Below are 12,446 nucleotides of genomic sequence, written 5' to 3' on the forward strand. Positions count from 1 at the left end.
GTTAAGTTAATTTGTAAGACCGTTATTAATAAAGATGATCATACCTATATCAATTTAGTCCGAGGCTGGACATGGCAAGGTGCCACCTGTCTTTTTATGTATCTGGGGTTTACATGCAACTTGAGCTGGAGTCGACTGAGGTAGTACCGTCGGTGCAGACGTTTGAACATTATTTAATGGTGCTTGCACTGAAGTTGCTGTAGTTGCTGCCGTTGGCGACGAAGCGATTGGATTGCTCACTGTCGGAGCCGGCTTTGCTGGAGCTAAACCGACCTCTCCATAAAACGCCTTATCTGAACCAGGGCAAGGCATTAAAGCACCTGTTTTGGGGTTTACAACATCTTTGCATTGCGGATTGGCCTCAAGACGTACCTCTAACTTCGCAGTAGAGCAAGAGCAAAGAATTAAGGCCGAGCCAATTAGGCATGTACTAATCTTGATTAAATGGATTTTCATCAAAGCATTCTAAGACAACCAAATAAAAAGATAACCATAAAAGATTACAGCTCTGGAAGATATAGTGCGAACGGAGGATATTTGGCCTGCCCAGCACGATTCGAACGTGCGACCTACGCCTTAGAAGCTTTAAAAATGAGCTAAATCAATAGCAGAAACAATGACTTAAGCCTTACTAGATCAGGCGTGGCATACGCACCGAGATCATTGGAATCATGTGGAATTCAATAGTTTTGATATGGCATCTACAGAAGTGAAGTCAGTTAAACCGACGCTGGATGGTGTCGTGTTACGTGACAGTCAGTTACTCTGCATCGCCCGACCCACAAGCTATACAAAGGGATCACAGAAATGCGGTCCCTTTTCCTTTGGTTGCTTGGAATGTGTCGGTAACTTATGGTGGCAATAGGCAATCTACTGGACCGTTGTAGGCTGGGATGGGAGTCGCTGGCTTGAGACTGAGAGTCTTGATTGGCGACAGTTTTTCGGTTTACCCGACAAACTGGGCAACGCCCCCATTTCGAGTCACTCAAAGCAACATCAATCTATCTTAAGCAGATATTCAAGAGTGATGAGGTTCTGGAAAGACTTAACTTGCTAACAAACCTTTTTTCTCAATAAACTCAATAATTCCTTTAAGCCCATCGCCTGACTTTATGCTACCCATGATAAATGGTCGATCACCACGCATCTTTTTGGCGTCTGACTCCATTATGGGTAAGGAGGCTCCAACATAAGGTGCAAGATCGGTCTTATTGATTACCAATAAATCAGAGCGTGTAATTCCAGGCCCGCCTTTACGAGGAATCTTTTCCCCTCCAGCTACATCAATCACATAAATCGTCAAGTCAGAAAGCTCTGGGCTGAAAGTTGCCGCTAAATTATCACCACCAGACTCAATAAAAATAATATCTACATCTGGATACTGATTCTGCATACGGTCAACGGCTTCTAAATTGATAGAGGCATCCTCTCTAATGGCGGTATGAGGGCAACCACCTGTCTCAACCCCCATGATTCGCTCTGGATCTAAAGCGCCTGCAACAGTAAGTAAACGCTGATCTTCTTTAGTGTATATATCGTTGGTAATCACTACCAAGTCATACTGATCACGCATTGCTTTACAAAGCATCTCGAGCAAAGTTGTCTTGCCTGAACCTACAGGGCCACCAATACCAACTCTTAAAGGGGGATTTTTTTTAGTTTTCATTATTTCTTTTGTCTATGAACGGAATAATCGGGAATACTGAGTCTCGTGCCTGGAAGAAAGGATAGCCAACATTGGTGAAAAATTGTCAACCATCGATAAACCAGATTTAGCTCTTTGTTCAGCCTGCTTAACCATTTCAGGAACAAGCAAGCGAAGCTTTGTTAAGGCATGCTGCCCTGCTACTTGACCCAGCGGTATAGCTTTTAAAGAAGCTGCTACTTGGTTTTCTATCCATGAGAATGCATAAGCTGCAAGCCCATTCTTTGACTGTATATTTAGATGAAAACAGGCATAGCTATGGGCCGTCAATAATGACAAAGGTTTGATTGCGGATAATTTAGTAAGGTATTCGCTACCCCAACCCAAAGACTGAGCAATTTGCAATAAAGACCAACCCATCTGCTCAGTTTCTGATCTGAGCTCTGAGGTTTCGCGACTGGCTAAGAAATAGTCGTTCAGACTTTGGGCGGAATCAATATCATTTTTTGCCCATGCCTCATAACTGAGAAGCCAAAGTGGGGCTTCAGATCTGACAAAGACGCCTAAAAATACATCTTTTATCCATGCTTCTGCAGTAAGAGCATCGTTTACCAAGCCAGAATCAATGGCAGCTTCTAAGCCCTGAGAATAGCTATATCCACCGATTGGCAATGCTGGTGATGCCAACTGCATCAATGCAGTGATTTCGTTTAGATCAATGCTCATGTGAATGATCATGATCGCCGTGATGATGGTGAGAGCATCCAGGCCCATGAACATGTGGCTTCTCATGTTCGGCATACACTTTTTGAGCTAAGGCATAGTCACTATCAAATGTCTCAGCATGACTATGGCGATGTCCACCTCCATACGCACCTGTTTCAGGCTCAAACGGGGCAAATTCATGCTTAGACTCCAACCCCAATTGATGAATCATGCCCTCTAACACTGAGTCAGGCTCAATCCTCAAGAATCCCAAGCCCACCTGAACAGGAATATGTCGATTACCTAAGTGGTAAGCAGCCCTCATCAGCTGATGTGCGTCGGTAGAGGCAATTGTTATTACCTCTTGATCCGCCGCGGAGATTCGAATCATGGATCCATCATCTGCAATCAAAATATCATCACTTGCCAGCACATTACCTCTTGGCAGAAAAAAGTGTGCCTCGCGACCATCGGAAAGTATTTCTGAAAAACGGCTTTTATTGCGTACCTCAAATGGCAACTTTAGTTCGAGCGCTCTAGCAATAACTGCTTTGGCTAAGCCCTGTCCTTTGGGGATGATTTTCTCAACGCGAATTGGTTCTGACATAATTTTTCCTAGAACAAGAAATATCGTTGAGCCATTGGTAATACTTTTGCTGGCTCACAAGTTAATAGTTCGCCATTTGCTATCACTTGGTAGGTTTCTGGATCTACGGAGATATTTGGCTGCCAATCGTTGTGGACCATATCTGCCTTGGTGATAGATCGACAATTCTTTACCACCTCAACTTGCTTCTCTAATCCATAAGCATCGCGAATATTGGCATTCATAGCCGATTGAGAAATGAAAGTTAACGAGCTATGACGTATCCCTTGGCCAATACCCGCAAACATATTTCGGTAATGAACGGGCTGCGGCGTTGGAATAGATGCGTTTGGATCGCCCATAGCCGCTGCCGCAATAGACCCACCCTTTAATATTAATGAAGGCTTGACGCCGAAGAAGGCAGGCTTCCAAAATACTAAATCCGCATACTTACCCACCTCAATAGACCCAACAACATGAGAAATGCCATGGGTAATGGCAGGATTAATGGTGTACTTAGAGATGTAACGCTTGACTCGGAAGTTATCGTGACGATTTGCATCACCCGGAAGCAAACCACGCTGTACTTTCATCTTGTCAGCAGTTTGCCAGGTACGAATAATTACCTCACCCACACGACCCATCGCTTGAGAATCTGATGAAAGCATCGAGAATGCGCCTAAGTCATGCAAGATATCCTCAGCAGCGATTGTTTCACGACGAATACGCGATTCTGCAAAGGCAATATCTTCAGCGATAGATGCATCAAGATGATGGCACACCATCAGCATATCCAAATGCTCATCTAATGTATTAACCGTAAATGGTCTGGTGGGGTTAGTTGAGGATGGCAATACATTTGACTCGCCACACGCACGAATAATGTCGGGGGCATGACCGCCGCCAGCGCCCTCGGTGTGATAAGTGTGAATAGTGCGCCCCTTAAATGCAGCTAAGGTAGTTTCAACAAATCCAGACTCATTTAAAGTGTCGGTATGAATTGCCACCTGAGTATCAGTTTCATCAGCAACACCCAAACAACAATCAATCGCTGCTGGCGTAGTCCCCCAGTCTTCATGCAACTTCAATCCAATTGCGCCTGCATCAACTTGCTCTCGTAATCCAGCTGGCAAGCTAGCATTGCCTTTACCCAATAGGCCAATATTCATAGGATATGCATCAATCGATTGCAACATTCTTTGAATATGCCAAGGACCAGGCGTGCAAGTAGTTGCAAAAGTACCGGTTGCTGGGCCCGTACCGCCACCAATCATGGTGGTTACCCCAGACATTAAAGCCTCTTCAATTTGCTGCGGACAAATAAAGTGGATATGAGTATCAATACCACCCGCCGTCACTATCATTCCTTCGCCAGCAATAATTTCGGTACCAGGGCCAATGACAGAAGTAATCCCCGGTTGAATATCTGGGTTACCAGCCTTACCAATATTAGATATTCTGCCATTTTTAATAGAGATATCAGCTTTGATAATGCCCCAGTGATCAATGATTACCGCATTGGTAATAACAGTATCGGCACAGTCCTTTGACTCGCGTTGACTTTGGCCCATACCATCACGAATGACTTTACCACCGCCAAATTTGACTTCTTCGCCATAAATAGTGAGGTCCTTTTCAACCTCAATCATGAGGCCGGTATCCGCTAGTCTTAAACGATCACCTACAGTAGGGCCAAACATTTCAGCATAGGCTTGACGACCAATCTTAGCCATTAGAGGCCCCCCATAACGCGGCCAGCAAAGCCATAAATCTTCTTCTCACCAGCCACCTCTACAAGCTCAATAGTGCGCTTTTGGCCTGGCTCAAAACGCACAGCAGTTCCTGCAACAATATTTAATCGCATGCCCTTCGTTTTATCGCGATCAAATAACAGGGCATCATTTACTTCAAAGAAGTGAAAATGAGAACCAATTTGAATAGGACGATCACCACTATTAGAGACTTCAATTGAAAGTGTTTTTCGGCCAACATTCAATTCAATATCCCCAGGCTCCACAAACATCTGCCCCGGAATAAAGCGTTGGCTATTTGCACTTGATGGTGTACTCATGTCGAAGCTCCACCAAGCAGCGCAAAGGAAAGTTGACTGATTAATACCCAGCCATATATCACACTAGCAAACCCAGTCACTCTTGCAAAGATCGCTGTCTTGTCCCTAAGGAGCTTGACCAATAGAGCGCCTGATAGATGCAAGATCCCTGTCGCCAAAATCAAGCCAGCCATATCTTGTGCTACCAAGGAGGCTCCAAGGGATCCATTTGAAAATAATGCAGCGTGGGCAAACCCATGAAATATTCCAAAACAACCAATTAAGGCAAGGATTGGATTATTGGAGTACTGGCGCTGTACAAGCAACAATAATCCCATTGCAATTACAGAAGCAGCGATTCCAAATTCAAAGATATGAAGAGGTAAATTACTTAGGCCAGCAAATACCCCAAGACACATGCCTAATATAAAAACACAAGGCCCAAGCCAGATTTTTTTCAGCATGAAAGCACTCCAAAATCCTACGAGCACAATGACTAAAAAATGATCAAAGCCACTAAATGGATGCATCAGACCCGATAGAAAACTAACCGAAGTTTCATGTCCTGGGTGGGCATAAACCAAATTTGAAGATAGAACCCCGATCAATCCAACAAAAGCTAAAAATATTCTTTTTATATGAAGACTCATTTGTATTGCTCCTAAACAATCGGGTTATGAACTGTGACTAATTTTGTTCCATCAGGGAATGTTGCCTCAATCTGAATATCTGGAATCATTTCTGGAACCCCTTCCATGACATCTTCGCGACCTAGTATCGCTTGCCCTTCGTGCATCAGTTGTGCGACCGTTTTGCCATCACGCGCACCCTCCATAATCGCAGCGCTAATTAAAGCGACTGATTCCGGATAGTTCAACTTGAGGCCTCGAGCCTTTCTGCGCTCCGCTAAGAGTGCCGCTGTGAATATTAGTAATTTATCTTTTTCGCGTGGAGTTAATTCCATATCTCACCTATAACAATCCTAAGAAGCCCAAAGCCGTAATGGCTGAGCTGGCACACCATGAACTATCGGTCTTAATTTAGACCATACATCAATCATAAAATTTCTAGCTATCTCCATATCACTAGAGACTGCCCTCACCAAAAAGACGCCTTGTGGCATCAACGTCACCCCAGCCCGTAATGAATCAGTCCAAGGCATCATCTCAGCAAAGGTTTCAACTAAATTAGCTGAGCACCTTGGTCCTACGGCCCATAGAGTTGCACAAACAGGCCAAGACCCTAGTTGAGGTAAAGATCTGGAGTATTGATCTTCGGCATCTATATGCCCGTTCTCGATCCAAATTAACTTTCCATCACGCCTTATTTCATTGAGCATATGAATGTGGCCACTAGACCATTCCTCGCCAGAGGCATGGCGTCCTAACATCAGGGCGTCCCAACCAATAAATGAAGCATTCGATGAAAGGCTCATCCTGGTAATAACGTTAGAGTTTGCGCCTTTAAAAAAAAGATTCTCTTGAGGTAGCCAATCTAATTTTGCATTCTCACCCAGCTCAAATTGAATATTTTGAGTAGCAGGATTTTTAAATGATTTGTACCATTTAGTGGCACTTGGAGTAGATAGAACCACATGACTACCCTTGCCAACAGCAACCTGGATATCTAAGGTATCTCCGCCTGCGATACCTGCTGGCGGGTGAATAATGACAGTGTGGCAAATATCATCACCTTCGGGATATAAAGCTTTTTGAACTCGCAGTGGCCCCTCATGCAAACTTTTCTTTAGTACAGTGCCAATTACAGTGCGCTCATAAGATAGGCTCAGTTTGGCTAGCCAACTAGGACTTAGAGACCTAAATAGCTGTTTTACTGCGTTATCTGGAGCCAAAAACATATGGGTAAACTATTTTAGTGAATTCAGCATCCACTTTAAACCGAAATCATCTCCTGAACACCATTGAGATCCATATCAGCACCTTTGCCTTGCGCGACGACTTCACCGCGGCGCATCACGATATAGTTATCTGAGAGCTCTTTTGCAAAGTCGTAATACTGCTCTACTAATAAAACAGTGATGCCCATCTCATCGACTAATTTACGAAGACAGCGCCCAATGTCCTGAATGATAGATGGCTGGATACCCTCGGTAGGCTCATCCAAAATGATCAACTCTGGCTGAGACATCAATGCACGCCCAATTGCTAACTGCTGTTGTTGGCCACCTGACAAATCACCGCCCCGACGCGCCTTCATATCCGACAGAATTGGAAATAGCTCGTAAATATATCCAGGGATATTTTTTGGGCTTGAGAATTTTGCCGCTCCAATGAGCAAGTTTTCTTCGACTGTGAGTCTTGGGAAAATTTCTCGACCCTGAGGAACATAGGCAAATCCACCGTCCACCCGAGACCACGGGGGTAGATTGGCCAATTCTTTTCCATCCCAAGCAATCGAGCCAGTCTTTACTTTCACCACACCCATGAGCGATTTGAGCAAAGTGGTTTTGCCAACGCCATTTCGCCCAAGCAAACTGGTTAATTGACCTTTGGGGACTTCAAAATTCACATTACGCAAAATATGGCTTCCGCCATAATATTGATTGAGATCTTTGACGATAAGCATGATTAACGCCCTAAATACGATTCGATTACGCGTTCATCACGCTTTACTTCATCCAAAGTGCCCTCGGCTAGAACTGAACCTTCAGCCAATACAGTCACCTTACCTTTTGGGCCCGCTAAAGCAGCAACAAATTCCATATCATGCTCAACTACCATCATCGAGCATTGACCACGTAATGAATTTAGAAGCTCAGCTAAGCGCATTGTTTCTTCGTCCGTCATCCCTGCAACGGGCTCATCAAGCAATAACAGCTTGGGCTGCTGCATTAGAAGCATACCAATCTCTAAGCGTTGCTTTTGACCGTGAGAAAGAAGGCCAGCTTCACGATAAGCTTCTGACTCTAACTGTGTAAGGGCAAGCACTGATTCCATCAAACGACGGCCCTCTAGATCTACTTTAGCAATCAAGGAGTGATGCCATGATTTATCTCCAGCCATTGCCAATTCAAGATTTTCCCAAACAGGGTGATGCTCAAATACCGTGGGCTTTTGAAATTTACGGCCAACGCCAATTTGGGCAATTTGTGGCTCGTTCATGGTCATAAGATCAATGGTCGAACCTAAATAAACGGAGCCATCAATATCGGCAATGTTAGAGCGAGTTTTACCGGTAATGACATCCATTAAGGTAGTCTTACCGGCGCCATTGGGCCCAATCACACAGCGCAGTTCGCCGACATCAATCGTCAATGACAATTTATTAATGGCCTGAAAACCGTCAAAATTGACCGATAGATCATCCACATAGAGGATTCCAGTATGAGAAGTATCGATTCCCTTCTCAAGAAAGTGAGCGCTCATTTTGACCCACCCTTCTTAACAACCAATTTGTGATAGATACCCAGCAATCCATTCGGTAGAAACAAGGTCACCAATACAAACATCATTCCTAAGAAAAACAGCCAATATTCTGCAAAGTTAGTGGTAAAAAAACTCTTAGCCCCGCTCACCGCAAATGCGCCAATAATTGGACCTAGCAAGGTGCCGCGGCCACCTACTGCTACCCAGATCGCCATCTCAATCGAGTTTGTTGGAGACATCTCTCCAGGATTAATGATGCCCACCTGCGGAACGAATAAAGCTCCAGCAATGGCGCATAGGATGGCAGATAGAACCCAAATAAAGAGTTTGTAACCTAAGGGGTTGTACCCACAAAACATCAAACGAGATTCTGCATCCCGTACCGCTGTAATCACCCTTCCCATTTTTGAGGTCACCAGGGCTCGGCAAAGAATAAAACTGCCCAACAGGACTAAGAAGGTAACAATGAAAAGTGTGACGCGAGTACTTGGCGCGCTGATGGAGTAACCCAATATCCGCTTAAAGTCCGTGAAACCATTGTTGCCACCAAAGCCCGTTTCATTCCTAAAGAAAAGAAGCATAGCGGCATATGTTAAGGCTTGGGTAATGATGGAGAAGTAAACCCCTTTAATTCTGGAGCGAAAAGCAAAGTATCCAAACACCCAAGAAATCGCTCCAGGAACCAGAATCAACATCAAAAGCATCCACCAGAAATGATCGCTCCCTTTCCAAAACCAAGGTAACTCTTTCCAGTCTAAGAAAACCATGAAGTCAGGTAATTCGCTTTTGTATACACCTTCAGTTCCTATCTGGCGCATGAGATACATGCCCATGATGTAACCGCCAATAGCAAAGAACAATCCATGCCCCAAACTCAATATTCCGCAATAACCCCAAACCAAATCAAGCGCTAAGGCCGCAATTGCAAAGCACATAATCTTGCCAATTAAACTAAGCGCATAAGCAGACATGTAGAACATACTAGTCTCGGGAACCAGCAAAGAAAATATTGGCACACCAATTAATACGCACAGTGTCAATGCTGCTAAGGCAATATAGGCACGCTTGCTGAGTATGGATTCACGCTCAGGAATTGCCAAACTAAAGCTAGATGAAGGAGCAAGCTTTCTAATATCCATATTAATCAACGCTCCTGCCTTTCAGTGCGAAGAGGCCTTGAGGACGTCTTTGGATAAAAATAATAATGAATACTAAGATAGCAATCTTGGCCAATACGGCACCAATAAATGGCTCTAATAATTTGCTGGTGATACCAAGTCCAAATGCACCATAAATAGTGCCTGCAAGCTGACCTACTCCACCGAGTACCACCACCATGAAGGAATCAACAATATAGCTTTGACCAAGATCGGGACCTACGTTACCAATCTGTGAGAGGGCTACACCACCAAGACCGGCAATGCCTGCGCCAAATGCAAAGGCATACATATCCACGCGCACTGTTTTGACACCCACGCATGCAGCCATATTCCGGTTTTGAGTAACCGCCCTGACGAAAAGCCCTAGACGAGTTTTGTTTAATACTAGCCAAGTCACGATTACTACCGCAATCGCAAAAGCAAAAATAATGATCCGGTTATAGGGCACAACCAAGTTAGGTAGTACCTGCATGGCACCAGACATCCACGTTGGATTAGCCACCTCGACATTTTGAGCGCCAAAAATAGTTCTGGTCATCTGAATCATCAGCAAACTGACGCCAAAGGTGGCTAATAAGGTTTCTAGCGGACGACCATATAAAAATTTAATGACCGTTCTTTCGATCAAAATACCCACTAAGGCGGCGGCAATAAAAGCAACCGGCAAAGCGAATAACAAATACCAATCTAAATAGCCAGGAGCATATTGCCTGAAAAATCCCTGCACAACATAAGTTGCATAAGCACCAACCATCAGGAACTCGCCATGCGCCATATTGATGACGCCAATCAAGCCATAAGTAATCGCCAAGCCCAAAGCGCAAAGTAACAAAATACTTCCATAACTAAACCCAGCGATCACATTACCCAGGATTTCGCCGCTAAACTCAGACTTCTTAATTTTGGCTAAAGCCTTTTCAGCCGCCTCTTGCACTGGGCCACCCTCTTTTGCCAAAGGCGCCAGCAATGCAGCAACTTGTGGATCACCACTATCGCCTAAGAGTTCAATTGCCTTTAGTTTTGATTCTTGATTGTCATATTGCAAAGCAAGGAGCGCCCAGAGCTTCTGTACTTTTGGCTTGAGCGCAGGATCCTTTTCGGTAGCCAGTAAGTTTTCAACCAATGGGAAGGTGTCTGGCTCGGGATCCTTGATTAAAGAGTCGACTGCCTTAGCGCGAATCTGTGGATCTGCAGAAGCTAGCTGTAAACCTAGCAAGGCATTATCAACTTTACCGCGCAGTTGATTATTCAGAATAACGTCTTGCAGTTCATCCGGCTTGACTGAAACACTTAGTCCGGTTAAGGGATCTAAATATTGATCGCCCTTTTGAACTACAACACCTTGGGGCGACAAGAAAAGGCTTTCTGCACTGAGAGCCTGAAGAATTTCTAAGGCTTCGGGACTACCTTCTTTAGGTAAATTTTGGACCACTTTAACTTTGGCATCAAAGTTATCACTAAACAGGGGCTTTAAATCTGCAACATTAATTTTTGCAAAAGTAATCCCACATGCCAATACACAAGCAGCAGAAAGGATTAGTTTTGAAAAGATTAGAAATTTCATGGTGATTGTGAAAACCCTCCCCCAATTGAGGGAGGGTATTTCTATTGAAAATTACTGTACTGAATCAGGCTTGCCTGCATTACCGTCGATATACTGACTCCATGGTTTGGCTGGAATAGCTGTTGGAGTTTTGTAGATTACGTTGAATTGTCCGTCTGCCTTGATTTCACCAATCATGACCGGCTTAGATAAATGGTGATTAGCACCCATCACCTCAAGATAACCACTTGGAGTGTTAAGTTTTTGACCAATCATTGCCTTACGAACAGCATCAACATCGGTTGTGCCCGCTTTCTCAACAGCCGCTTTCCACATCAAGATACCGGTACGACTAGCCTCCATTGGGTCATCTGTCAAAGGCTTGCTAGCCCCTGGCAACTTTCTCTCTACAGAGTAAGCAGCCCACTGTTTTTTCCACTCGTCATTAACTGGGTTCTTAACTGACATGAAGTAATTCCATGCAGCCAATTGACCTACCAACGGCTTGGTATCAACGCCACGCAATTCCTCTTCACCAACAGAGAATGCCACTACTGGAACATCTTTCGCTTTCAAGCCTGCATTACCCAATTCTTTATAGAAAGGAACGTTTGAGTCGCCGTTAATAGTAGAAACAACTGCTGTCTTGCCGCCTTGAGAGAACTTCTTGATATTGGCAACAATAGTTTGATAGTCTGAGTGGCCAAATGGTGTATATGTTTCTTGAATATCATCATCTTTAACGCCTTTAGATTTCAAGAATGCACGCAAGATCTTATTGGTTGTGCGTGGATATACATAGTCAGTACCCAAAAGCACCCAACGCTTAGCCCCGCCACCTTCTTTACTCATCAAGTACTCAACCGCTGGAATAGCCTGTTGATTTGGCGCTGCGCCAGTGTAGAAAACGTTACGAGACATTTCTTCGCCTTCGTACTGCACGGGGTAAAAGAGTAAGCCATTGAGCTCTTCAAAAACTGGCAGTACAGATTTACGTGATACGGAAGTCCAGCAGCCAAAAACAACCGAAACCTTATCTTTAGTTAAAAGCTGTCGAGCCTTTTCAGCAAATAATGGCCAATTGGAAGCTGGATCAACTACTACTGGCTCTAATTTACGACCCAATACGCCGCCGCTTTTATTAATCTGGTCAATCACCATCAAATCCATATCTTTAAGTGATGTTTCAGAGATTGCCATTGTTCCGGATAGTGAATGCAAAATACCAACCTTAATTGGCTCCTTGCTTTGAGCCATCGCCAAATGACTTAAACCTGTAAAACTCAAAGCCGCAGCCAAAGCTGACAACTTCAAAATTGATCTACGCTTCATGTCTCACCTCTTGAGTAAATTAATCAGTTGGGCACATAT

14 protein-coding genes are annotated in these 12,446 nt (G+C 44.2%); all 14 read right to left on the bottom strand.

Features of this window, described 5'->3' with window-relative positions; translation table 11 throughout:
- Nucleotides 1-54 precede the first annotated feature (54 nt).
- On the bottom strand, nucleotides 55-456 hold the full coding sequence (locus ICN34_RS04535) for a hypothetical protein (protein WP_216121054.1): 402 nt from the start codon (nucleotides 454-456) through the stop codon (nucleotides 55-57).
- Between the two features lie 589 nt (nucleotides 457-1,045).
- The gene (ureG, locus tag ICN34_RS04540) at nucleotides 1,046-1,666 is read right to left on the bottom strand and encodes an urease accessory protein UreG (RefSeq protein ID WP_216121056.1); all 621 of its coding nucleotides are present in this window, start codon (nucleotides 1,664-1,666) and stop codon (nucleotides 1,046-1,048) included.
- Nucleotides 1,667-1,678: 12 nt separating this feature from the next.
- Nucleotides 1,679-2,371, bottom strand: a complete 693-nt coding sequence (locus ICN34_RS04545; RefSeq protein ID WP_216121217.1) for an urease accessory protein UreF — start codon at nucleotides 2,369-2,371, stop codon at nucleotides 1,679-1,681.
- Nucleotides 2,361-2,957 (bottom strand): urease accessory protein UreE, encoded by a 597-nt coding sequence (gene ureE / locus ICN34_RS04550; protein WP_076024339.1) that lies wholly within the window; start codon nucleotides 2,955-2,957, stop codon nucleotides 2,361-2,363. Before ureE ends, ICN34_RS04545 begins: the two co-directional genes overlap by 11 nt.
- Before the next feature lie 8 nt (nucleotides 2,958-2,965).
- Nucleotides 2,966-4,669, bottom strand: coding sequence for an urease subunit alpha (ureC, locus tag ICN34_RS04555; RefSeq protein ID WP_216121058.1), 1,704 nt, complete (start codon nucleotides 4,667-4,669; stop codon nucleotides 2,966-2,968).
- A complete protein-coding gene (locus ICN34_RS04560) occupies nucleotides 4,669-5,007 on the bottom strand; it encodes an urease subunit beta (RefSeq protein WP_216121060.1) in 339 nt (112 codons plus the stop codon). Before ICN34_RS04560 ends, ureC begins: the two co-directional genes overlap by 1 nt.
- The gene (locus ICN34_RS04565) at nucleotides 5,004-5,636 is read right to left on the bottom strand and encodes a HupE/UreJ family protein (protein ID WP_216121062.1); all 633 of its coding nucleotides are present in this window, start codon (nucleotides 5,634-5,636) and stop codon (nucleotides 5,004-5,006) included. Before ICN34_RS04565 ends, ICN34_RS04560 begins: the two co-directional genes overlap by 4 nt.
- An 11-nt stretch (nucleotides 5,637-5,647) precedes the next feature.
- Nucleotides 5,648-5,950 carry an urease subunit gamma gene (locus ICN34_RS04570; RefSeq protein ID WP_076024343.1) on the bottom strand — a complete coding sequence of 101 codons (303 nt, stop codon included), beginning with the start codon at nucleotides 5,948-5,950 and terminating at the stop codon, nucleotides 5,648-5,650.
- A gap of 18 nt (nucleotides 5,951-5,968) precedes the next feature.
- Complete coding sequence (locus ICN34_RS04575) at nucleotides 5,969-6,844, bottom strand: urease accessory protein UreD (protein ID WP_076024351.1); 876 nt, start codon at nucleotides 6,842-6,844, stop codon at nucleotides 5,969-5,971.
- Between the two features lie 35 nt (nucleotides 6,845-6,879).
- Nucleotides 6,880-7,572, bottom strand: coding sequence for an urea ABC transporter ATP-binding subunit UrtE (gene urtE / locus ICN34_RS04580; RefSeq protein WP_011903038.1), 693 nt, complete (start codon nucleotides 7,570-7,572; stop codon nucleotides 6,880-6,882).
- A gap of 2 nt (nucleotides 7,573-7,574) precedes the next feature.
- The gene (gene urtD, locus ICN34_RS04585) at nucleotides 7,575-8,372 is read right to left on the bottom strand and encodes an urea ABC transporter ATP-binding protein UrtD (protein WP_215361610.1); all 798 of its coding nucleotides are present in this window, start codon (nucleotides 8,370-8,372) and stop codon (nucleotides 7,575-7,577) included.
- Nucleotides 8,369-9,511: an urea ABC transporter permease subunit UrtC gene (urtC, locus tag ICN34_RS04590; RefSeq protein ID WP_216121064.1), complete on the bottom strand. Its 1,143-nt coding sequence runs from the start codon at nucleotides 9,509-9,511 to the stop codon at nucleotides 8,369-8,371. The genes urtD and urtC overlap by 4 nt, the downstream gene beginning before the upstream one ends.
- A 1-nt stretch (nucleotide 9,512) precedes the next feature.
- A complete protein-coding gene (urtB, locus tag ICN34_RS04595) occupies nucleotides 9,513-11,096 on the bottom strand; it encodes an urea ABC transporter permease subunit UrtB (RefSeq protein WP_216121066.1) in 1,584 nt (527 codons plus the stop codon).
- Nucleotides 11,097-11,147: 51 nt separating this feature from the next.
- Nucleotides 11,148-12,407 carry an urea ABC transporter substrate-binding protein gene (gene urtA, locus ICN34_RS04600; protein WP_216121068.1) on the bottom strand — a complete coding sequence of 420 codons (1,260 nt, stop codon included), beginning with the start codon at nucleotides 12,405-12,407 and terminating at the stop codon, nucleotides 11,148-11,150.
- Nucleotides 12,408-12,446: the final 39 nt, after the last annotated feature.

Origin of the sequence: Polynucleobacter sp. Tro8-14-1 (assembly GCF_018881655.1) — a bacterium.
In the GTDB taxonomy this organism is placed as follows: Bacteria; Pseudomonadota; Gammaproteobacteria; order Burkholderiales; family Burkholderiaceae; genus Polynucleobacter.

Excerpts from the sequence above, each read along its gene's own strand:
- ICN34_RS04535 (WP_216121054.1), bottom strand. The coding sequence starts at position 456 with ATGAAAATCCATTTAATCAAGATTAGTACATGCCTAATTGGCTCGGCC.
- ureG (WP_216121056.1), bottom strand. The coding sequence starts at position 1,666 with ATGAAAACTAAAAAAAATCCCCCTTTAAGAGTTGGTATTGGTGGCCCT.
- ICN34_RS04545 (WP_216121217.1), bottom strand. The coding sequence starts at position 2,371 with ATGAGCATTGATCTAAACGAAATCACTGCATTGATGCAGTTGGCATCA.
- ureE (WP_076024339.1), bottom strand. The coding sequence starts at position 2,957 with ATGTCAGAACCAATTCGCGTTGAGAAAATCATCCCCAAAGGACAGGGC.
- ureC (WP_216121058.1), bottom strand. The coding sequence starts at position 4,669 with ATGGCTAAGATTGGTCGTCAAGCCTATGCTGAAATGTTTGGCCCTACT.
- ICN34_RS04560 (WP_216121060.1), bottom strand. The coding sequence starts at position 5,007 with ATGAGTACACCATCAAGTGCAAATAGCCAACGCTTTATTCCGGGGCAG.
- ICN34_RS04565 (WP_216121062.1), bottom strand. The coding sequence starts at position 5,636 with ATGAGTCTTCATATAAAAAGAATATTTTTAGCTTTTGTTGGATTGATC.
- ICN34_RS04570 (WP_076024343.1), bottom strand. The coding sequence starts at position 5,950 with ATGGAATTAACTCCACGCGAAAAAGATAAATTACTAATATTCACAGCG.
- ICN34_RS04575 (WP_076024351.1), bottom strand. The coding sequence starts at position 6,844 with ATGTTTTTGGCTCCAGATAACGCAGTAAAACAGCTATTTAGGTCTCTA.
- urtE (WP_011903038.1), bottom strand. The coding sequence starts at position 7,572 with ATGCTTATCGTCAAAGATCTCAATCAATATTATGGCGGAAGCCATATT.
- urtD (WP_215361610.1), bottom strand. The coding sequence starts at position 8,372 with ATGAGCGCTCACTTTCTTGAGAAGGGAATCGATACTTCTCATACTGGA.
- urtC (WP_216121064.1), bottom strand. The coding sequence starts at position 9,511 with ATGGATATTAGAAAGCTTGCTCCTTCATCTAGCTTTAGTTTGGCAATT.
- urtB (WP_216121066.1), bottom strand. The coding sequence starts at position 11,096 with ATGAAATTTCTAATCTTTTCAAAACTAATCCTTTCTGCTGCTTGTGTA.
- urtA (WP_216121068.1), bottom strand. The coding sequence starts at position 12,407 with ATGAAGCGTAGATCAATTTTGAAGTTGTCAGCTTTGGCTGCGGCTTTG.